The 19,583-nt window shown below is 64.5% G+C and carries 17 protein-coding genes; 9 read left to right on the top strand and 8 right to left on the bottom strand.

All coding sequences use genetic code 11. The annotated features are described in order from the left end of the window. Positions 1-20 precede the first annotated feature (20 nt). Positions 21-3,794 carry an AAA family ATPase gene (locus CH302_RS21195; RefSeq protein WP_037188377.1) on the bottom strand — a complete coding sequence of 1,258 codons (3,774 nt, stop codon included), beginning with the start codon at positions 3,792-3,794 and terminating at the stop codon, positions 21-23. A 224-nt stretch (positions 3,795-4,018) separates the two neighbouring features. On the opposite strand from CH302_RS21195, the gene CH302_RS30695 reads away from it, so the two are divergent. Then, the gene (locus CH302_RS30695) at positions 4,019-4,345 is read left to right on the top strand and encodes a LuxR C-terminal-related transcriptional regulator (RefSeq protein WP_230596164.1); all 327 of its coding nucleotides are present in this window, start codon (positions 4,019-4,021) and stop codon (positions 4,343-4,345) included. 82 nt (positions 4,346-4,427) lie between these two features. Here the strand turns inward: CH302_RS30695 and mftD (CH302_RS21185) are convergent, their stop codons facing one another. From mftD (CH302_RS21185) to mftA, 5 genes are read right to left on the bottom strand one after another with little or no spacing between them, the layout of a single operon-like run. Beyond that, on the bottom strand, positions 4,428-5,603 hold the full coding sequence (mftD, locus tag CH302_RS21185) for a pre-mycofactocin synthase MftD (RefSeq protein WP_371828416.1): 1,176 nt from the start codon (positions 5,601-5,603) through the stop codon (positions 4,428-4,430). 8 nt (positions 5,604-5,611) lie between these two features. Continuing rightward, positions 5,612-6,790 (bottom strand): pre-mycofactocin synthase MftD, encoded by a 1,179-nt coding sequence (gene mftD, locus CH302_RS21180; protein ID WP_037188379.1) that lies wholly within the window; start codon positions 6,788-6,790, stop codon positions 5,612-5,614. Then, positions 6,790-8,022, bottom strand: a complete 1,233-nt coding sequence (mftC, locus tag CH302_RS21175; RefSeq protein ID WP_037188381.1) for a mycofactocin radical SAM maturase — start codon at positions 8,020-8,022, stop codon at positions 6,790-6,792. The genes mftD (CH302_RS21180) and mftC overlap by 1 nt, the downstream gene beginning before the upstream one ends. A 34-nt stretch (positions 8,023-8,056) precedes the next feature. Further along, the gene (gene mftB / locus CH302_RS21170; protein WP_037188383.1) at positions 8,057-8,350 is read right to left on the bottom strand and encodes a mycofactocin biosynthesis chaperone MftB; all 294 of its coding nucleotides are present in this window, start codon (positions 8,348-8,350) and stop codon (positions 8,057-8,059) included. A 2-nt stretch (positions 8,351-8,352) separates the two neighbouring features. Beyond that, a complete protein-coding gene (gene mftA, locus CH302_RS21165) occupies positions 8,353-8,466 on the bottom strand; it encodes a mycofactocin precursor MftA (protein WP_080733295.1) in 114 nt (37 codons plus the stop codon). A 106-nt stretch (positions 8,467-8,572) separates the two neighbouring features. Here mftA and mftR point away from each other — a divergent pair, with 106 nt between their 5' ends. Then, positions 8,573-9,226, top strand: a complete 654-nt coding sequence (gene mftR / locus CH302_RS21160; protein ID WP_037188386.1) for a mycofactocin system transcriptional regulator — start codon at positions 8,573-8,575, stop codon at positions 9,224-9,226. Between the two features lie 79 nt (positions 9,227-9,305). Here mftR and CH302_RS21155 read toward each other — a convergent pair whose 3' ends face one another. Beyond that, positions 9,306-10,052, bottom strand: a complete 747-nt coding sequence (locus tag CH302_RS21155) for a FadR/GntR family transcriptional regulator (RefSeq protein WP_037188388.1) — start codon at positions 10,050-10,052, stop codon at positions 9,306-9,308. 117 nt (positions 10,053-10,169) lie between these two features. Here CH302_RS21155 and CH302_RS21150 point away from each other — a divergent pair, with 117 nt between their 5' ends. The 7 genes from CH302_RS21150 to CH302_RS21120 all read left to right on the top strand — a co-directional run bounded on the left by CH302_RS21150 (position 10,170) and on the right by CH302_RS21120 (position 18,506). Next, positions 10,170-11,846, top strand: a complete 1,677-nt coding sequence (locus tag CH302_RS21150) for an AMP-binding protein (RefSeq protein WP_037188390.1) — start codon at positions 10,170-10,172, stop codon at positions 11,844-11,846. 9 nt (positions 11,847-11,855) lie between these two features. Beyond that, the gene (locus CH302_RS21145) at positions 11,856-12,638 is read left to right on the top strand and encodes an enoyl-CoA hydratase-related protein (protein WP_037188392.1); all 783 of its coding nucleotides are present in this window, start codon (positions 11,856-11,858) and stop codon (positions 12,636-12,638) included. Beyond that, positions 12,635-13,849, top strand: a complete 1,215-nt coding sequence (locus CH302_RS21140) for an acyl-CoA dehydrogenase family protein (protein WP_037188394.1) — start codon at positions 12,635-12,637, stop codon at positions 13,847-13,849. The genes CH302_RS21145 and CH302_RS21140 overlap by 4 nt, the downstream gene beginning before the upstream one ends. Then, positions 13,846-14,916 (top strand): acyl-CoA dehydrogenase family protein, encoded by a 1,071-nt coding sequence (locus CH302_RS21135; RefSeq protein ID WP_037188396.1) that lies wholly within the window; start codon positions 13,846-13,848, stop codon positions 14,914-14,916. Before CH302_RS21140 ends, CH302_RS21135 begins: the two co-directional genes overlap by 4 nt. Positions 14,917-15,064: 148 nt before the next feature. Continuing rightward, positions 15,065-16,804: a PEP-utilizing enzyme gene (locus CH302_RS21130; protein ID WP_037188398.1), complete on the top strand. Its 1,740-nt coding sequence runs from the start codon at positions 15,065-15,067 to the stop codon at positions 16,802-16,804. Then, on the top strand, positions 16,801-17,748 hold the full coding sequence (locus CH302_RS21125; RefSeq protein ID WP_037188400.1) for a TIGR03619 family F420-dependent LLM class oxidoreductase: 948 nt from the start codon (positions 16,801-16,803) through the stop codon (positions 17,746-17,748). Before CH302_RS21130 ends, CH302_RS21125 begins: the two co-directional genes overlap by 4 nt. Further along, positions 17,745-18,506, top strand: coding sequence for an SDR family NAD(P)-dependent oxidoreductase (locus CH302_RS21120; protein WP_037188401.1), 762 nt, complete (start codon positions 17,745-17,747; stop codon positions 18,504-18,506). The genes CH302_RS21125 and CH302_RS21120 overlap by 4 nt, the downstream gene beginning before the upstream one ends. Before the next feature lie 9 nt (positions 18,507-18,515). On the opposite strand, the gene CH302_RS21115 is transcribed toward CH302_RS21120, so the two are convergent. Beyond that, on the bottom strand, positions 18,516-19,562 hold the full coding sequence (locus CH302_RS21115) for a zinc-dependent alcohol dehydrogenase (protein WP_037188403.1): 1,047 nt from the start codon (positions 19,560-19,562) through the stop codon (positions 18,516-18,518). Positions 19,563-19,583: the final 21 nt, after the last annotated feature.

Raw genomic sequence — 19,583 nt, 5'->3', positions numbered from 1 at the left:
AGTACACCATCCCCACTCGGTCAGCTGCTACACAACTCTCGGTGAGGAACCCCAGGGAGGTACTGGGCCCATTCGGCCTCCGTGACCACCGATCCTCCTGATCCGCACAGGCGAGTGCGTACGTCCTCCGGCTCGGTCCGCCACATTCGGACGTCGCGGGCCGTGCCACCGCCCAACACCACCTGCCCGTCCGCGGCGAACACCGCATCGTTGACGCGCCGGCCGTAGGCCGTGAGCGCGGCATACTGCTCGGGTGCGGTGCGGTCCCCCACGTTCCACAACCACAGCGTCGAGCCCCCGTCGCCGGCAGCCAGGCGTGCACCGGCCCGGTCGAACGAGAGGGAGTAGATCGGGCTGGACGGCCCGACGATGCGCGACAGGTGCTGCGGCTCGGCAGAGTTCTCCATGTCCCACAGTCGAATCGAGCGATCCGCACTGCCTGCGGCAAGAGTTCGCCCATCCGGTGAGATGGCCACGGCCTGGACGCTACTTCCGAACCCGCCGAGCACGGCCGTCCGGCGCGGCTCGGTCGGGTCGCCGACATCCCACAGCTCGACCACGCCCCCGACACTGGCGATGGCGAGTACCGAACCGTCGGGCGACAGCGCCATCTCCGCGGGGTAGTTCCCCGCCTCCAGGGTCGACAACGCTCGTGGGGTTGCGGGGTCGGCCAGCGACCACAACGACACATCGCTCGAGTTCTGGCCGGACGCGACCAGCAGGGTGCCGGTGCGGTCGAAAACCAACACTGCGGTCAAGCTGGTGGTTGCCGTCCGAACGGTGCCGAGGGCCACCGGATCGGCGAGATCGGTTGTGTCCCAGAGCTGGAATCCGCCTGTCGTCGTGCCGACCGCAGCACGGGTGCCGTCGACGGCGAGCGCCACCGCACCCGTCTGCTCCATACCGTCACCGACCACCAACGGTTCCGATGCCACCGGATGTTCCACATCCGAGACGTCCCAAAGAGTCGTGGCGGGGGCTCGGCTACCGGCTCCGACGAGGAGACGAGTCCCCGACGCTCCGATGGGATTCTGGTAGATCGTGTCACCGGCGTCGGCAAGGGCCGGTCCGGGGAGTGGCCAGATCCGGGTGATTCCATCGCCACTGGCGGTGACGATCGACGAGAGATCAGGCGCGAACGCGAGCGAGGTCACCTCGATCGGGCCGGGCAGCGTCCGCTGCAGCGTTCCCGATGCGGCGTCCCACACCTTCGAGGAATTGTCCGAACTCGCTGCAGCGATCAACACCCCGTCTCCGCTGAACGCCACATCGTTGACGTAACTGGTGAATCCCGTCAACGCCGGTAGTGGAGACAGCCGACCGCCGTCGACCGCCCAGCGCAGAACCTCGCGACCGGTGGTACCCGCGATCAACGTGCTGCCGTCGGGAGAGAAGGCCAGCTGTAGCGCGGTGTAGGTCGACCCGTCCGAGGGGACGTCGATCAGCGGAACGACAGGGGCTGCTGGAGACGCGGTCAGTCGGGTCGCGTCCCACAACCGCATCGCGCGACCGGGACCGACCGTCACCAGGTACCGACCGTCGGGACTGAATTCCGTCGCTGTCGGCGAGCCGGGCTGAGTCACTTCTGCCATTGCGACCGGCCGAGCGGGCTCGAAGACGTCGAGGAGCGGCATCGTCTCATCCTGGGTACCGACGAGAAGCAAGCGGCCATCGGGAGAGTAGGACAGGCTCCGAGCCTCGTTGATATCGTTGCGCGACACCATAATCGGTTCTACCGGGTCCGACACGTCCCACAGTTCCACGCCGTAGAACCCACCCACGGCGAGAACGCCACCGCGCGGATCGAACGCCAACGCCGACACGTCACGGGAGACGATTTCGCCGAGCTGTGCGTGTCCGTCCGCGAGGGACCACATCCGCACATGTCCGTCGGAACCGGCTGTCGTCACGATGCTTCCGCGAGGGTCGACCGCGGTCACCGCCTCGCCCTCCACCCCGAGCAGCCGCACCGGAGTGTGGATCGCGGACGAATCGAGCAGTGCCGATCGCGCCTCCGACGTTCGGTCCACCTCGTACGACGCCAACGCGAAGTAGGCCGCGAGACCGGGATCTTGGCTCCTCAATTGCTGTGCGACACCGGCGATCTGACGGGAGACGGCCTCCGCCTCGGCGTGTTCGGCGTCGACCCGCCGACTGTTGGCGTCCGATCGGGCAACGAACGCGGTCACCGCCAGTGTCACGGCCAGCACGGTCAGAAACGCGAGTGCTCCGACAAGCGTCTCGAGGGTGCGTCGACGACGGCGATCGCTTCGGGTCCGGTGCTCGATCCTGTCGGCGCTCGCTTCGAGGTAGTGCCTCTCCACGGAATTGAGGTCTCGCCGACGCACCGGTCCGATGGATTCTTGCACGAGTAGCAGCCTCGATGCGGACAACAGCGAGCCGTCGTCGCGTTCGTTGTTCTCCCACAGTTCCGCCGCCTGGGTGAGCCGGCGGTGTTCGACGAGCCACTGCCGATCGTCGTCGAGCCACTCACCGAGCCGCGGCCACGCCGTGAGCAACGCCTCGTGGGTCACCTGGACGGTCTCTTCCTCGACGGTCAGCAGTCTGCGCGCGGCGAACCGTTCGACGACGACGTCGACGTCGGTCACCGCGTCTGCGTTCTCGTCTCCCTGGAACAGCTCGACACGATCCACGCGGCGACGAGTGACGACGTCGTCCTCGAGATTGACCAGCCGCATGAAGATGCGTCGTGCTTCGCGCTGCTGTTCGGCGGTCAGGGCCACGAACGCTTCCTCGGCGCTCTGCCCCACTGCGCCGCCGATCCCACCGGTTTCGAGATAGTCCGCGACGGTCAGCGTGCTGCCTCTCGACGCCTGCCACGTGGTCAGCAGAGCGTGGGACAGCAACGGCAGAGCACCCGAGTCGTGGGCGAACTGCGATCCGCGCGGACCCAATTCGCCGACCAAGACCTGCACGAGAGCATCCTCGACGGTGACACCCGCCTTCGCGGCAGGCGAGACGATGACCTCCCGCAGTTGTGACTCGGTGAGACGCCCGACAACAACCGGGTTGTCGGACAGTCCGACAAGCAGCGCGTCCTCGGACGCGGCGTCCTGATAGAAATCCGCCCGCAGTCCGACCACGAGAACCGACCCCGCGCTCGGCAACGCCGATGCCGCACGGAGAAAGTTCTCGCGCTCAGGCGATGTCGCCAGTGTCCACAGCTCCTCGGCCTGATCGAGGACGAGAAGTGATCCCGGCTCGAACGATTCGGCTCGCTCGGGGAAGGCACGGATATCGCCGACGCCGGAATGGACGTCCGAACCAGGGAACCTCGATGCCAGACCTGCACGCAGGAGCGAGGACTTACCCGAGCCCGAAGCACCGACGACGAAGACAATGCCTCCACCGGAGTCGAGGGCGCGACGGACGCGAGTGCCCAGGCGCTCGATGAGATCGTCACGTCCGAAGAACCACTCGGCGTCGGCTGACTCGAACGCTGCAAGGCCCTTGTACGGGGGGTCGCCCTTCACCGGATCGACGGCGCGTCTGCCCGGGATGGACCGCACCCGGGACACCGCATCCCACCACAGTGCGCGCTCGTCCTCGGCGTCGACGCCGCATGCGATGAGTACGGCGGCGAACATCTCGGCGCTGGCTTTGGTCGGAACGTGGTGGCCGGAGAACCAACCGCTGATGGTGCCGTGCAAACCACCGGAACGCTCGACGACCTCTCGGACCGTTGCGCCTGCCTCGACCCTGACCGCACGCAGTGCTGCCGCGAATTCGGTGCGGTCCGAGATCGACGAGGGATCCGGGCGGTCGGGGGTCATGAGCGCAAACTATAGGACTGGAAAGTCGTCGACAGCGGCACTCATTCGTCACGCTGAGCAGGACAAACACCAAATTGATGCGTTTGAATGACGCACGTACGGCGTCCGTGGCCGTCCGTATTGACCTTGTACGGACTTGCTCGTCCGGCTGGTTCCGCCACGAACTCCCGTCGACGATGGACGGTGTGGTCGGGGGTAGGCGCAGACTGGAGGGGGAAATTCTCGTGCTCGAACGAACGCTGGCATCGGCAGTGCATCATCCGTTCCGAAGGCCTGCACCGCGGGGACCTGATGCACTCCCCACACCGCTCGACCCTCGTCTCCGCAAGCCTGCGCTCAGCGCCCGCGAAATCGAGGTCATGCTCGCCTGGTTCGCCTCCGACTCGAAGACGGTCGCAGCTCGGTCCGTCTACATTTCGGTGGGCACGATCAACACGCACATCACCCGAGTTCGACAGAAGTACGCCGCTGTGGGCCGCAGCGCGCCGACGAAGGCCGCCCTTTTCGCACGTGCGCTGCAGGACGGTCACACTCACCTGTCCGAGTGGTGAGTCTCGATTCGTAACCTCGCAGTCGGACCGGCGAGTAAAATCAGCCCCTCGATTCTGGATCCCGGACTCGGATCGGCGTCGGCTATCCCAGACCGGGGCGCTGATTCGACCGTTCGAAGTCAGACGGCACAACCACATCGGACGGTGACAGGTCGTGCACCGAAGCACGTCCGAGACCGAGGACCGCGGAGTCCAGGCCGCCGCGCAGAATGTCGAGCACGTTCTCGACCCCGGCCTGACCGTTCGCGGCCAGACCCCACAGGTACGCCCGTCCGATCAGGACAGCTCGCGCACCGAGCGCCAGTGCTTTCGCGACATCACTTCCCCGCCGGATACCACCGTCGAGGGTGATCTCGACCTGATCGCCCACTGCCCCGACGATGGACGGCAACACCCGAATCGACGCCGGGGAACCGTCGAGATTGTTGCCGCCGTGATTGGACACCGACATCGCGGTGACGCCTGCGTCCACGGCCCGCAGCGCGTCGTCGACCCGCGAGATGCCCTTGAGCATGAACGGCCCGCCCCACTGCTCGCGTAGCCACGCGATGTCCTCCCACGTGGGCAGCGCGGTGGACTTCCACTCCCGATACGCAGCGAAGAACGTCGGCGCCGGCCCACCGGGCGGGGCAAGATTGGGTGCGGTCAGGTCAGGGATCGTGCCCGACCGCACCCATTGCGTCAGCCACCGCGGCCGCGACAGAGCTTCCGGCGCGAACCGCAGCATCGCCCTGGCATCGAGGCGTTCCGGAATCACCGGGCTACCCCAGTCACGGCCCTCCGAAAACGACCAGTCCATCGTCACGATCAGCCCGACCGCACCCGCGGCACGTGCACGATGAAGCATGTGCAGCAACAACTCCCGCGAACCCACCCAATGCACCTGAAAGAACGTCTGCGGATTCGCAGCGACGACGTCCTCGATCGGTTTGCTCGCGAACAACGACAATCCCATCGACAGACCCCGCGCCGCTGCCGCTCTCGCCACAGCGACCTCACCGTCCGGGTGGACCGCCTGCACACCCGTCGGCGAGATCATCACGGGAAACGAAAGAGCCTGTCCCATCAGTGTTGTCGACAGATTGCGCGTGTCCGACAACCCCGCCACGTGTGGGGCGAACCCGAGTTCACCGAACGCCGCTGTGTTGTCTGCCGCGGTCAGACCACGTTCGGACCCCGCCACCAACGCTGCGTACACGGACTTCGGTAGACGCTTCGCCGCTCGCCGCTGCGCCTCGGCAACGGTCTCGAACCACACGCGCTCGCTCAGACCCCGAGCTTGCGGTCGAATCCGAGAGGCATCACGACATCGGACGGTGAGAGATCCTGTACCGAGGTGTGGCCGAGGCCGAGGACAGCGGAATCGACTCCGCCGCGCAGAATGTCGAGCACGTTCTCCACACCCGCCTGACCATTGGCAGACAGACCCCACAAGTACGCGCGGCCGATCAACACAGCCCGCGCACCTAACGCCAGTGCCTTCACCACGTCGCTGCCACGGCGAATTCCGCCATCGAGAGTGATCTCGATCTGATCGCCGACGGCCTCGGCGATCGCAGGCAGCGCCCGGATCGGAGCAGGGGTGCCGTCGAGATTGTTGCCGCCGTGATTCGACACCGAAATAGCGGTCACGCCTGCATCGACAGCCTTCTTGGCGTCGTCGACGCGCATGACCCCCTTGAGCATGAACGGCCCACCCCACTGCTCACGCAGCCACGCCACGTCCTCCCACGTCGGCAACGGAGTACCCATCCACTCTCCGTACGCACCGAAGAACGTCGGCGCAGGACCGCCGGTGGGTGGGGTCAGATTGGGGGTCGTCAGGTCGGGAATCTTGCCGGTCTTGGCGAACTCCCACAACCACTTCGGGCGCATGATGCCTTCGGGCGCGAACTGCACCATTGCCTTGAGGTCCATCTTCTCCGGGATCGACGGAGAGCCCCAATCGCGGCCGTTGGAGAACGACCAGTCCAGGGTCATGATCAACCCGACAGCTCCCGCGGCACGGGCACGCTCCATCCGTTGCAGCAGGATCTCACGCGAACCCACCCAGTACATCTGGAAGAACGTCTGCGGGTTGGCCGCAGCGACCTCTTCGACGGATTTGCTCGCGAACGAGGACAATCCGATCGGAATCCCCCGCGCCGCAGCAGCTCTCGCGACGGCGACCTCACCGTCGGGATGAACCGCCTGCACACCGGTCGGGGAGATCATCACCGGGAACGACAGCGACTGCCCCATCACCGTCGTCGACAGGTCACGTTTGTCCGACAGACCTGCCACATGCGGGGCGAAACCGAGCTCGCCGAACGCCGCCATGTTGTCGTCGATCGTCAACCCGCGCTCGGAGCCTGCCACGAGCGCGGCATACACCGACTTCGGTAGGCGTTTCTTCGCACGCCGCTGCGCTTCGGCAACGGTCTCGAACCACTCGCTCTTCGCCATCAGTGTTCCTGTTCCATTCCTGCGAGCGGGTTCTCGTCGCAGATCTTCGCCGGCGGACGCATCATCAACGTCAGCGGCACCGACTTTCGTGGGGTCTTGCGCTGCCCGGTACGGGAATGGTCGACGCTGGACTTGGGGATCTCCCCCGCCGCTGCCAACGCCATTTCGCCGTTACCGATGACGCATTCGGGATCCGGGCCGTCCATCGGCAGGCCGGTGAAGAATTTCGCTGCCATGCATCCACCACGGCACGCATCGAAATGGGCGCACTTGGTGCACGCGCCCGAGGTCTGCGGCGAGCGCAGTTCCTGGAACAATTCCGATGTCTGCCAAACCGATTGGAATCCGCCCATTCCGTCTTTCGCGTCGCGGACGATGTTGCCGGCGAGGAAGTTCTCGTGAATGGCGAACGGGCACGCATACACGTCGCCGATCGGATCGATCAGACACACCACACGGCCTGCACCGCACAGGTTGAGCCCGGGCAGAGCGTCACCGAATGCCGAGAGGTGGAAGAAGGAATCACCGGTCAATACGCCTTCACCGTTCGCGACGAGCCAGTTGTAGAGCTCGCGCTGCTGACCGGCCGTCGGGTGCAGATCGTCCCAGACATCCGCACCGCGTCCCGATGGCCGCAACCGGGTGATACGCAGTGTTGCAGCGTATTTGTCGGCGAGAGCCTTGAAGTCGTCGAGCTGGCTGACGTTGTGCCGGGTGACCACGACCGAGATCTTCGCATCGCGGAAGCCGGCTTCCTTCAGGTTCTCCAGAGCCCGGCAGGCCATGTCGAACGAACCCGGTCCGCGCACAGCGTCGTTGACCTCGGCGGTTGCACCGTCGATGGAGATCTGTACGTCGACGTAGTCCGACGCCGCCAGACGCGCAGCGACCTTCTTGTCGATCTTGACCCCGTTGGTCGAGAACTTCACCCCCACCTGATGGGCCGTCGCGTAATCGACGAGCTCCCAGAAGTCCGACCGCACCGTCGGCTCACCGCCACCGATGTTGACGTAGAACACCTGCATCTTCTGCAGCTCGTCGATGATCGACTTGCACTGCTCGGTACTGAGCTCGCGCGGGTCGCGGCGACCCGACGAGGACAAGCAATGCACGCACGACAGGTTGCAGGCGTAGGTCAACTCCCACGTCAGACAGATCGGTGCGTCGAGCCCGAGCTCGAACTGATCGACCAGTTTTCCAACCGGAGCTGGTCTTTCGAGGGTGGAGGTCATGGGCGGAAGTCCTCTTCTGCAGTAGGTCAGGGCTTTACGGGCGGGTGATCATGTTCGAGTGAGCCAGCGTGGTGAGTGCTTTCACGTACGGAGCCGACGCGGATTCGGTGATCCCCGCGGCTGCGATCGCCGACCGCATGTCCGAGTGCTCGGGCAGCGATTCGATGATCGCCACGATCGTGCGGTTCTTCAGAAACGAAAGCTTGCGAGTTCCGAAGTGATACAGCAACGCCCCGAACGACTCCGGACGCAACGCCACCTGCGGATGCAGAACCCACCGCGCATCCAGATCGAACTCGTCGAGGTCCTCGCGCACTGCAGCGGTCATGATCAGTACACGCCGCACATGCCGTCGATCGACACTTCCTCGACCAACGACTCCTCGACCAGATCGGACTCGACGACAGCCGTACCGACCACAGCGTTCTCGTTGTTCTTCGACATCTGAAACCTCCGGAGATTGTTGCGGACCACAATCGGAGTCGACAGTGGCTTGGGTCACCAACATAATGACACTGAGTGCAGAAAACCAGAGGATGGAAAGAAGAAAATGGTCAGGAGCGCGAAACCCTCCAATCAGCCAGGTAGACGCCCGTCCACAACGCGGGGCGAGCTGAGTGATCTCGGAATCGAGCTGTTCGCCGCCAGGGGATTCGAGGAGACCAGCGTCGACGACATCGCCGATGCCGCGGGCATCGCGAGGCGCACGTTCTTTCGCTACTTCCCATCCAAGAACGCAGTTCCCTGGGGCGATTTCGACGCTCAGCTCTCGGCATTGAGGACCCACCTGAACGGCCTGCCCGAGGACATCGGACTCGCGGACGGATTGCAATCGGCCCTGTTGCAGTTCAACACGTTTCCGCCCGAGGAGGCTGCCGTCCATCGACAGCGCATGGCGCTGATCCTGGGAAATCCAGCACTGCAGAGCTACTCGATGGTGATGTACGAAGGCTGGCGTCAGGTCATTGCCGAGTACGTGGCAGCACGAACGAACTCAGCCCCTGCCGACCACCTTCCGCGCACCGTCGGGTGGATGCTCCTGGGCGTGGCGATCTCCGCGTACGAGCATTGGCTGATCGACGAAAAGAACGACCTTCCCGAACTTCTGACGGCAGGAGCGTCGGTTCTGTTCGGCGGTGTCGGTCCGCTCCGAGCGTCCAGCGGCACCACCGCCGGTGAAGTGGACGGAGAGCGCGTCGAGTAAGCGGTCGAAACCGAGCACGGAGTCGATTCGATGGAGTCCGCGACGAGATCCGTTCCGACACCACTGGTGTCTCGGAGATCTACATCTGCCACCGAACCGGACGGGAAATGATGGCCCGCAGGCGGCGACGGTAGTACTTCGCCGATTCGCCGACGAACGCGCTCATCGTGGCCGCAGCAGCGTCGGGATCGCGCAGGCTCAGCGCATCGAGGACGTCCTGCTGCATCTCGATCGCCGCCAGCCGCGTCGCGAGAGGATGCTCGTTCGGTTCGGCGTCGCGCACCAACAGCCAGAGAGTTTCCATCAGAATGTTCAGGACCGGATTTCCGGCCGCGTCGTACACCCCCCGCTGAAACTCGGCGTTGTTCTCCTGAAAATTGCCGTAGTCACCCGGGTCCTCGCGCATTCGATCCAGCGCACCCTGCATGATCTTTATCTGCTCGTCGCTCACGTTCGAGGCGGCCTCGCGAGCGATGATGGGTTCGAGCATCAGACGAGCATCGATGACGTCGCTGATGTTGGCCCCGTCCAACTGCAGGAACAACTTCATGGTGTTGCCGAGTGATTCGAGCCTCGGCCGCTTGACCACCGGCCCGCCGCCGATTCCCGATTTGATAGTGACCAGATCGCGGCTTTCGAGCAAACGCAGCGCTTCACGCACCGTGGTCCGAGCAACACCGTGCTCGGCCATCATGTCCTTCTCCGTGGGCAACCGCTCACCCTCTACCACGCCCCCGTCGAGGATGCGGTCCGCGATGATGTTGGCGATCCTCGCGGAGACCTTGGGCGATCGCCCCCGCGGAGCGACACTCTCCTCAGCTGTCATGTCTGTGGCCTGACCTCATCGATCTCGGTGTGATGCGGGTTAACTCTATACATAGTTTGGTAGCTTAGTTACTGTAGTGATTGTCAGAAAACTGAAGGACTAGGGCAGGAGCCGACCATGTTGCCGACTCGGCCGCCGGGCAGCGACCTCGCCCGGTCGTATCGCGAACGCGGGCTGTGGACAGATCTTCCGATCGGGCACTACCTCTCACGTGCCGCCCGCCTCTATCCCGACGCCACTGCTGTGGTGGACGGCGACCGGCGCGTGAGCTTCGCCGACATCGACCGTGACGCGACTCGACTGGCGGCTGCGTTGCACGCCCGAGGGATTACCTCCGACGATGTGATCGCGTTCCAGCTCCCCAACTGCACCGAGGCAATCGTCGTCTTCCATGCCGCGATGAAGCTCGGAGCCATCGCGAATCCGATCGTGCCGATCTACCGATTTCGCGAGCTCCGCTTCATCTTCGGTCAGTCGCGGGCGCGGATCGCCTTCGTACCCGCCGAGTTGCGCGGGGTCGACGTCGCCGACATGTACAGCGACCTCTCCGCCGAACTACCGGACCTCGAATCGATCGTCACCGTAGGCGATTACGCGGACGACCGACCTGGAACCAGGTGGACCGACCTGATCGGCGAGGCCACGGACGCGATGGTCGCCGAACTCGATGCCGCGACTTCTCCGTCGCCCGACGACATCTGCTTGTTGCTCTACACGTCGGGAACGACCGCAGACCCCAAAGGCGTACTCCACAGCCACAACACCCTGGTGTACGAAAACCTGTCGATGGCGCGGTGGTTCGGACTGAACGAAACCGACGTTGTCTTCAATCCGTCTCCGGTCACGCACATCACCGGAGTCAACTGTGCTCTGGTTCTCCCGTTCGTAGTGGGCGCAACCGTTGTGTTGCAGGCCGAGTGGGACCCGGCAACAGCGCTGCAGCGAGTGATCGACGAACAGTGCAGCTTCATGATCTTCTCGACACCGTTTCTCCGAGGCCTGCTCGACGCCGCCGAAGCGACTCACTCGTCGACCCCGTCGATCCGCTATATCGTCTGCGGCGGAGCCGACATCCCCGATGCTCTGACCGCGGCGGCCACCACCCGCCTCGGTACCGTCGTCCGGATGTACGGGGCCACCGAGGGGCCGTCTGTCACCACCGCGGACCGGTGGGACCCGCCTGCATTGCGGATGAAATCCGACGGTCGCCCCATCGAGACAACCGAGGTGGTCGTGACCGACGCCTCCGGTGCGATCGCGCAGACCGGCGATGTCGGCGAGATCGTCTGGCGTGGACCGGATACTTTCCTCGGCTACCTCGATGCCTCTCTCAACGCCGCAGCGTTCACCGACGATGGATTCTTCCGTACCGGCGACCTCGGCCGCTTCGACGGTAGCGGAGCCCTTCATGTGGTCGGGCGAATCAAGGACATCATCAACCGGTCCGGCGAAAAAGTCAGCGCCTACGACGTGGAGAACGAACTCGGAACACATCCCGATGTGCTCGAGATCGCCGTTGTCGCAGGTCCCGATCCTGTGACGGGAGAACGTGGTTGCGCCTTCGTCGTCACTCGCGACCACCGCGATCTGAGTCTCGAGGAAGTGCGCGAGTTCCTCGTACAGCGCCGAATCGCCGTACAGAAGATCCCGGAGAGCGTTTTCATCGTCGACTCACTACCCAAGACGGCCAGCGGAAAGATTCAGAAGTTCGCACTGCGCAACTGGACGCAGGACCGCGTCACGGTGCCGCCTCAGATGGCTGCGATGACCTTTGCCGCAGCACACGAAAGATAGGACACCCCAATGCCTCTCCAGCCGAACGGAATCGAACATCTCACGGTGACCGAGCCGGAACCCGGCATCGCGGTGGTCGAGTTGGCCCGCGGCAAGGTCAACGCCATCGACACACAGATGTACGGGGAGATCGCCACGGTCTTCGAGGCGCTGTCCGACAACCAGGACATTCGCGCCGTGGTGCTCACCGGTCGAGGCAGAATATTCTGCGCCGGAAACGATCTCGGAAGCTTTCGGGTCATGGACTCGATCGGCGGCGAGATCGAGATGCGGGAAGTGCGCCGAGCGATTTTCGGAGTTCTGGACTGCGCACTCCCAGTGATCGCGGCCGTCAACGGCCCCTGCCTCGGAAGCGGGTTCGGCTTGACGTCGGTCTGCGATCTGGTGGTCGCGTCCGAGCGGGCGACATTCGGGCTTCCGGAAATGGGAGTCGGTGTCCTCGGCGGCGGCCGGTTCACGGCGCGCATGCTGCCGCAGCAAGCCATGCGGCGTCTGTTCTTCACGGCCGACGCAGTCGACGCGGAGACACTACGGAGTTGGGGCGCTCCGATCGAGGTCGTCGCGCACGACGACTGCATGACCACGGCCATGACGCGCGCGCGATCCATTGCGTCGAAGAGTCGCTACGCACTCACTCTCGCGAAGCAGTCGCTGAACGGTTGCGAGAACCTCGATCTCAAGCGCGGATACGAGTTGGAACAGACGTTCACACTGCGCCTGTCCGAACACCCCGACTCGAAGGCGGCGGTCGAGGCACGCATTGCCGAGATGGCAGGAGGCAAGAAAGCATGACACCGGATGATCGCGGTATCGACGTTGAGGCTTTCACCGAAAAGGCCGAAGCGTGGCTCGAAGAAAACATGGCGCGGCGGAGCAATGAATCGGCCGTTTCCAACTATGCGATCTTCCACGATCGGAGCCACGACGAAGAGCGGCAGCTCATCGACGCCGCCCGACAATGGCAAGGGGTTCGCATCGACGCGGGCTTCGGAGCCATCACATGGGGTCAGGAATGGGGCGGTCCGGGATTGACCGCAAGCCACGAGCGCGCGTACGTCGGTCTCGAACGAGACTTCGCAGCGCCCGAGCGGCACGAAAGCGTCCTTGTCACAGTCGAACTGGTGGCTCCGACAATTCATGCACTGGGCACGGACGAGCAGAAGCAGCAGTTCGTCAGGGCCTTCCTCCGAGCCGACCAGTTGTGTTGTCAGCTGTTCTCGGAGCCTGGAGCCGGTTCCGACCTCGCCGGACTGGCCACCAAGGCGGTGAAGACCGACGGTGGCTGGCGGGTGAACGGCCAGAAGGTCTGGAGCTCGGGAGCTCAGTTCTCCGAGTGGGGTCTTCTCATTGCCCGCACCGATACGACCGTCCCGAAACACCGGGGAATGACGGCATTCATGGTGCCGATGGACAGCCCGGGTGTCGACATCAGACCGATCCGTCAGATGTCCGGTGGCTCGACGTTCAACGAAGTGTTCTTCTCCGATGTGGAGCTGCCGGATTCACTGCGCCTCGGTGCCGAGGGAGACGGCTGGACGGTCGCCCTCACGACGCTCGGCTTCGAGCGAAGTTCGAGCGCAGGAATTGTCAGCGCCGGCGGAAACAGTGCCGACCTGCTGCGGTTGGCACGGACTTCGGGCATCACCGAAGACCCACTGGTTCGTCAACAGCTCGCCGACGCGGCGATCTACGAGCGGGCCTCGGCGCTGCTGGTGGCTCGCTACGCCGAGCGAGAATTGGCCGGAGCCGTTCCGGGAGTGGAAGGATCGATCGGCAAGCTGGTCTGGACCCAGAACCTCAAACGCATCGGCGACGCGGCAGCGTCGTTCCTCGGGCCGAGCATTCTGGCCGACACCGGAGTACCCGACACGTTTGCCTGGACCGAGCATCTTCTCGGCGCACCCGGATACCGAATTGCCGGGGGTTCCGACGAGATTCAGCGCAACATCATCGGCGAACGCGGACTCGGCTTGCCGCGTGAACCGCGGGAAGGCCTCGCATGACACTCGAACTGTCCGAAGAACAGCAGGACCTGAGCAGTAGTCTGCGGGCATCGTTGTCGAGAACTGCTGCAGGAGAGGATGTGTGGCCTGCACTTCTGAAGATGGGCTTGACCGAGATTCCGTTCCCCGAGCACGTCGGTGGTGCGGGCTTCGCGTTGAAGGACACTGCAGTCGTCATGTCCGAACTCGGTCGCTCGCTCGGACGCGCTCCGTACTTCTCGTCGGTGATCTTGGCCGGGCTCACTCTTCTGCATGCCGGTTCCGATTCTGCCTGCGCGCAATACCTCCCGTCGATCGCCGATGGCACCGCCACTGCAGCACTCGTGACGGGATTTCCCTTCGGCACCTCGCTCGTCACCGCGCGCGAAGGTGCCGACGACACCGTCGTACTCGACGGTGCCCAGGAAGCAGTCGTCGACGGCTCCGATGCCGATGTGCTGTTCGTGGTCGCAGACGGATCGGACGGACCTCACCTCGCTGCGATCGATGCGCACGCCGACGGGGTAACCCGAACTCGCCGAGAAACATTGGACTTCACGCGCGGGCTCACGCGAGTCGAGTTCTCCGATGCCGTCGCACATCGGGTGACCGGCCGAGACCTGCCGACCGGTCTCGCCACGGCACAAGCGGTAGCCATCACGGCCCTTGCCGCCGAGCAAGTGGGTGCGGCGCGCGCCTGCCTCGAGATGTCGGTGGAGTACGCGAAGACCCGGCGACAGTTCGGCCGGGCCATCGGATCTTTCCAGGCGATCAAGCATCGTCTGACCGACATGCTGATCGCGATCGAATTGGCCGAGGCCGCTGTACTCGATGCGGCGGGTGCCGACACGCGACGCACGAGCGAGTTCCTCGTCGCCGCAGCGACCGCGCGCGTGCTCGCGTCCCGGGCCGCGACTTTTGCCGCCGAGGAGTCCATCCAGATCCACGGCGGCATCGGCTTCACGTGGGAACACCCACTGCACCAGTACTTCCGCCGGGCCAAGACCAGTGAGCTACTGCTCGGAAGCACCACCGTTCACGTCGAGGCCGTCGCGGCCGCGCTCGTCCACGACCGAATCCGTTACTGATTCACTTCTCAAGTTACTGACGCTTCGCCTGACGTCGGCAAACCTGTCGGACTTGCGGACAAATATCTCTGTACATGTTTCTTTTGCCCCATAGTTTCTATAGTGTGACTTGAAATACAGTCCGGCATCAACGGCAGAGGAGCACTCAGTGAGCGTCGAGAACGATCGCGACAGCTGGATCACCGACTGGGAGTTCAGCGAGCGGTACCCGGTGTACACCCGAGCCAACGCCGGGGAGGTACTTCCCGACCCGTCGAGTCCGCTCAACGTGACCCTCGTCTGGAACAAGGGCCTCAACATCGGCTGGCGCGAAGGATATGTGGAACACCTCGGCACTCACCTGCCCTCCGAGATCGACGAGACCATGCCGCAGATCATCGGTAACTTCGGCGGCTACCACTACACCAACTTCTCGATGACCGAGCTGAACGGAGCCCGCCTGCCGGGCTTGACCGTTCCGGTCTGGAACAGCCTGTGGGTCGGCGATCACCCCGACATCCCCGACTACGTCGAACAACCGTGGCACCAGAACGACCAGCTCACAGCGGGATTGGCCGACAAGACCGCGTGGGCTCTGACCACCGACACCTTTCCCGAGGCAGAGGAGGCGAAGCGTCGGGCGGACGCCGCTCGCGCCGCTCGCCCCGACATGTCGGCACTGAGCGATCGCGAACTGGTCGACCACGCGCGATCGTTCGTTCCGGACCTCGTCTTCTGCTACGCCTACCACCCGGTGACCACCACACTCTCGACGATGGGGCCTGCCGTGGCCGGAGCCTTGCTCGAGGCCATCGGTGAAGCCGACAAGCTCGGCGACCTCCTCAGCGGGCTGGGCGGAGTCGACTCGGCAGAACCGTCGTACGCCCTGTGGAACATGGGTCGGTCGGTGGCGAAGTCCGCGGAACTGACCTCCCTGTTCGACAACGGACTCGCCACTCTCCTCGACGCCGTCGATGCAGGCGACTCCCCCGATGCGAAGCAGTTCCGACAGGACTTCGACGACTTTCTGTACAAGTTCGGATCGCGAGCGCCGAACGAGTGGGACATCCGCTCCGACAGTTGGGAATCGAAGCCGGTGCTCGCTCTGCTGGCCATCAACGGAATGCGGCTCAGTCCCGACGAATCCGACCCCGAGGTGATCGGACGGCGCAACGAGTCCAAGCGCATCGCACTCACCGCGGAGCTCGCCGCCAAGATGCCCGACGATGCAACTCGTCAGAGCTTCCTCGACGCTGCCAAATCCATCACCAAGTTCATGCCCTGGCGAGAGCGAACCAAGACTGCCTGTGTGAAGGTGATGGGCGAGATGCGCACTGCCCTGTACGAATTGGGGCATCGTATGGTCGACCGCGGCATCATGGACGACCATCACGACATCACGATGCTTCTCGACGACGAACTCGATGCTTTCGTCGCCGATCCCGAAAGTTTCGCAACCACCGTTGCCGAGCGGCGCGAGCAGTACCTCGCACTCTTCGAGCTCGAGCCGCCCTTCTTCTTGTTCGAGCCGCTGCCACTCTCGCAGTGGCCCAGAAGGACCGAGAACAAGGCGCAGATCGCAGCTCCCGGCGATTCGTTGACCGGAGTCGGCGGCGCACCGGGGGTGAGCCGCGGCCGAGCGCGCATCCTCCATGATCCGTACGAAGTCGGCGACCTCGCCGAGGGCGACATCATCGTTGCCCCACAGACGGATCCGGCCTGGACCCCTCTCTTCGTGTTCGCCGGCGGCGTGGTCGTCAACGTCGGTGCCACCATCACTCACTCGTCGATAGTGTGCCGCGAACTGGGCATTCCCTGCGCGGTCTCGGTGCAGGACGCAACCCTGAAAATCCCCGACGGTGCGATGATCGAAGTCGACGGAAACACGGGAACGGTGACCGTACTGTGACTCTCGCAATCGGCTTGTCCCTCCCTCAGCTCGGTGAACATGTCGACGCCGGTGCTGTCCGCGCCTTCGCCACCTCGGCCGAGGAACTGGGCTTCTCGAGCCTGTGGGTTCAGGAGCACCTGTTCTATCCCGAAGAGAACGAATCGATCTACGGCGGGCGCCACACCACCAGCGTGCATCCCGCCTACCGCTCGGTTCTCGGTGCCACCGAACTGATGGCGTTCGCCGCTGCCTGTACAAGGACGATCACGATTGGCAGCAGCATCCTGGTGGCCGGTTACCATCGTCCGGTCGAACTGGCGCAACGCTTGTCGACTCTGGATCTACTGTCGGGCGGACGACTCGTCGCCGGTCTCGGGGCCGGATGGTCCGACGAGGAACATGCTCAGATGGACGTCGATCCGCGCACCCGCGGCCGTCGAATGGGCGAATTGGTGCGGGCAGTGCAGGCCTGCTGGGGACCCGACCCGGTGGAATTCGAGGGTGAGTTCTTCAGCATCCCGCGGTCCATCGTTCGACCCAAACCAGTGCAGCAGCCACACCCACCACTGCTCTCGGGCCTGCGTTCGGCGACCGGATTGAAGCGCACCGCAGCACTGTTCGACATCTGGAACCCCAGCAGTGGCAGCCCGGAGGCTCTGCTCGAACAACTCGAGACGATGCGGGAACTGCGCTCGGAGGATGCGAGTCCGATTCGACTGTTCCTCCGTTCGTATCTGCAGCGGCCCACCGACGATGTGGGATCGGGTGGCCAGGGCATCGACGGGGTCCGCACCGACATCCGCACTGCGCTGGCGGCAGGCGCAGAACACCTGATCGTCGAGCCCAACTTCTGGGACGAGATGCGTTCGCCGAACGATTGGGTCGACGCACCGGCGCGGCTGGCAGTCCTGCTCGACGACATCGAGGATCTGTCGACTCCGGCGACGGCGAGCGCGTCGTGAACACCGTCGCGGTGGTGACAGGTGCAGGGTCGGGTATCGGCCGTGCGACCGCGGAGATCATTCTCGAGAACGGCGGCTCGGTCGTTGCGTTCGACACCACCGCGGAGTCGTTGGACTGGTTGTCCGGCAACGACAATGCGGTGCCGTTCGTCGGCGACGTCACCCACCAGGACGACAACCGTGCGGCAGTACAGCACGCGGAGACCTCGTTCGGACGCCTCGACGCCCTGGTGCTCAATGCCGGTGTGCCTGCATCCGGATCCATCGAAACCATCGACATGGAGGTCTTCGATCGTTCGATCGAAGTCAACCTTCGTGCGGTCGTACTCGGTGTGCGCGAAGCCATTCCTGCGTTTCGCCGAGCAGGCGGCGGTTCGATCGTGATCACGGCATCGGCAACCGCGCTCGGTGGTGAGCCGAACCGGTGGCCGTACGCCGCGGCCAAAGCCGGCGCTGTGAACCTCGCACGATCCTTCGCCCTGGACCTGGCGAACGACCGAATCCGCGTCAACGCCGTCTGCCCGGGACCCATCAGCACCGGCATGACCCGACGCATCGAGGACAACACCCCCGACCGCTACGAAGCGCTCAGGACGATGGTGCCCCTTCACCGTTGGGGCACCGCTCGCGAGGTGGGCGAGGTCATCGCATTCCTGGCCTCACCGCTGGCGTCGTTCGTCACCGGTGTCGCCATCCCGGTCGACGGTGGAGCGACCTGCGGGAGCGGTCAGACGGTGCCGGTGCCGGCTCCCGTCTGACCCACCGCGTCAACGACTCGGGTCGACCAGCACCTTGGCGTGCCGACTCGTCCCGGAGTCGAGCTCGGCGAACATCTCGACCAGTTCACCGAGCCCGATCGTGCCGGTGTGCAAGGACTTCACATCGATCCGACCTTCGGCGACCAGTGTCATCGCACCGAGGAAATCCTCGTGCGAGTACGCCAGCGAGCCGATCACCGTGAGCTCGCGAGACTGCCAATCGCCATAGCTGACAGAGGAATCGGTGCCCGGATACCCGAGCAATGCCAGGGTCCCGCCCCGTCTGACCAGCTCGGCGGACGGTTGCATCAAAGCGGCGACTCCGGTGCACTCGAACAGGACGTCGGCCCCGAGCCCACCGGTGACGTCGGCGAGCAACGCTGCGAGATCCGCCGGTTCCACCACGTCGGTGAAGCCCAGATCCGTTGCCGCCGTTCGACGTGCGGATGACGGCTCGCTGACGAGGATTCGGCCTGCCCCAGCGGTACGTGCGTGTTGTGCGGTCAGTAGACCGATGGGACCCGCTCCCTGGACGACGACGGTGGAGCCCAGCGTGATCGCGGCACGTTTGACGGCATGGAACGTCACGGTCGCCGGCTCCATCAACGCGGCCTCTTCGTCCGACAGCGCGTCGAGCACCGGGATGGCCCTGCGTGCGGACACCGTGAGGGTGGTGGCGAATCCGCCGTGTGCGGGGGCGTCATCGGTAATACCGTTGGCCTCTGCGAATGCGAGGTCGCAGTGAGCGGCGTGACCTGCCCTGCATTGGGCACACACGCCGCATGCAGGCCCGACACCTGCGACCACGCGCTGACCCACCCGCAAGGTGGTCACGTTCTCGCCCACGGCGCTGATCGTGCCCGTCCATTCGTGGCCGAACACGGCCGGCGGCAGGGCCGCGGACGAGTATCCGTGTGTGTCGGTTGCACAGATCCCGCAGTAGCGGATGTCGACGACGACACCGTCCGGGGCAGGCACGGGTGCAGCGTCGACACTCGTCTCGGCTGTGCCGGGTGCGACGACGTGGACGTACCTTCGCTCCGAGGTGCCGGTCACGACAGCGCGCAATTCAGTTTA

The organism is Rhodococcus sp. 15-2388-1-1a, from assembly GCF_002259145.1.
Taxonomy (GTDB): domain Bacteria; phylum Actinomycetota; class Actinomycetes; order Mycobacteriales; family Mycobacteriaceae; genus Rhodococcoides.
Note: the sequence above shows the minus strand (reverse complement) of the source record. Positions and strands in the feature narration are given on the sequence as shown.

What these genes read in the sequence shown, in the direction of transcription:
- CH302_RS21195 (WP_037188377.1), bottom strand. Translation starts at nt 3,794, where the DNA reads ATGACCCCCGACCGCCCGGATCCCTCGTCGATCTCGGACCGCACCGAA.
- mftD (WP_037188379.1), bottom strand. Translation starts at nt 6,790, where the DNA reads ATGGCGAAGAGCGAGTGGTTCGAGACCGTTGCCGAAGCGCAGCGGCGT.
- mftC (WP_037188381.1), bottom strand. Translation starts at nt 8,022, where the DNA reads ATGACCTCCACCCTCGAAAGACCAGCTCCGGTTGGAAAACTGGTCGAT.
- mftB (WP_037188383.1), bottom strand. Translation starts at nt 8,350, where the DNA reads ATGACCGCTGCAGTGCGCGAGGACCTCGACGAGTTCGATCTGGATGCG.
- mftA (WP_080733295.1), bottom strand. Translation starts at nt 8,466, where the DNA reads ATGTCGAAGAACAACGAGAACGCTGTGGTCGGTACGGCTGTCGTCGAG.
- mftR (WP_037188386.1), top strand. Translation starts at nt 8,573, where the DNA reads ATGGTCAGGAGCGCGAAACCCTCCAATCAGCCAGGTAGACGCCCGTCC.
- CH302_RS21155 (WP_037188388.1), bottom strand. Translation starts at nt 10,052, where the DNA reads ATGACAGCTGAGGAGAGTGTCGCTCCGCGGGGGCGATCGCCCAAGGTC.
- CH302_RS21150 (WP_037188390.1), top strand. Translation starts at nt 10,170, where the DNA reads ATGTTGCCGACTCGGCCGCCGGGCAGCGACCTCGCCCGGTCGTATCGC.
- CH302_RS21145 (WP_037188392.1), top strand. Translation starts at nt 11,856, where the DNA reads ATGCCTCTCCAGCCGAACGGAATCGAACATCTCACGGTGACCGAGCCG.
- CH302_RS21140 (WP_037188394.1), top strand. Translation starts at nt 12,635, where the DNA reads ATGACACCGGATGATCGCGGTATCGACGTTGAGGCTTTCACCGAAAAG.
- CH302_RS21135 (WP_037188396.1), top strand. Translation starts at nt 13,846, where the DNA reads ATGACACTCGAACTGTCCGAAGAACAGCAGGACCTGAGCAGTAGTCTG.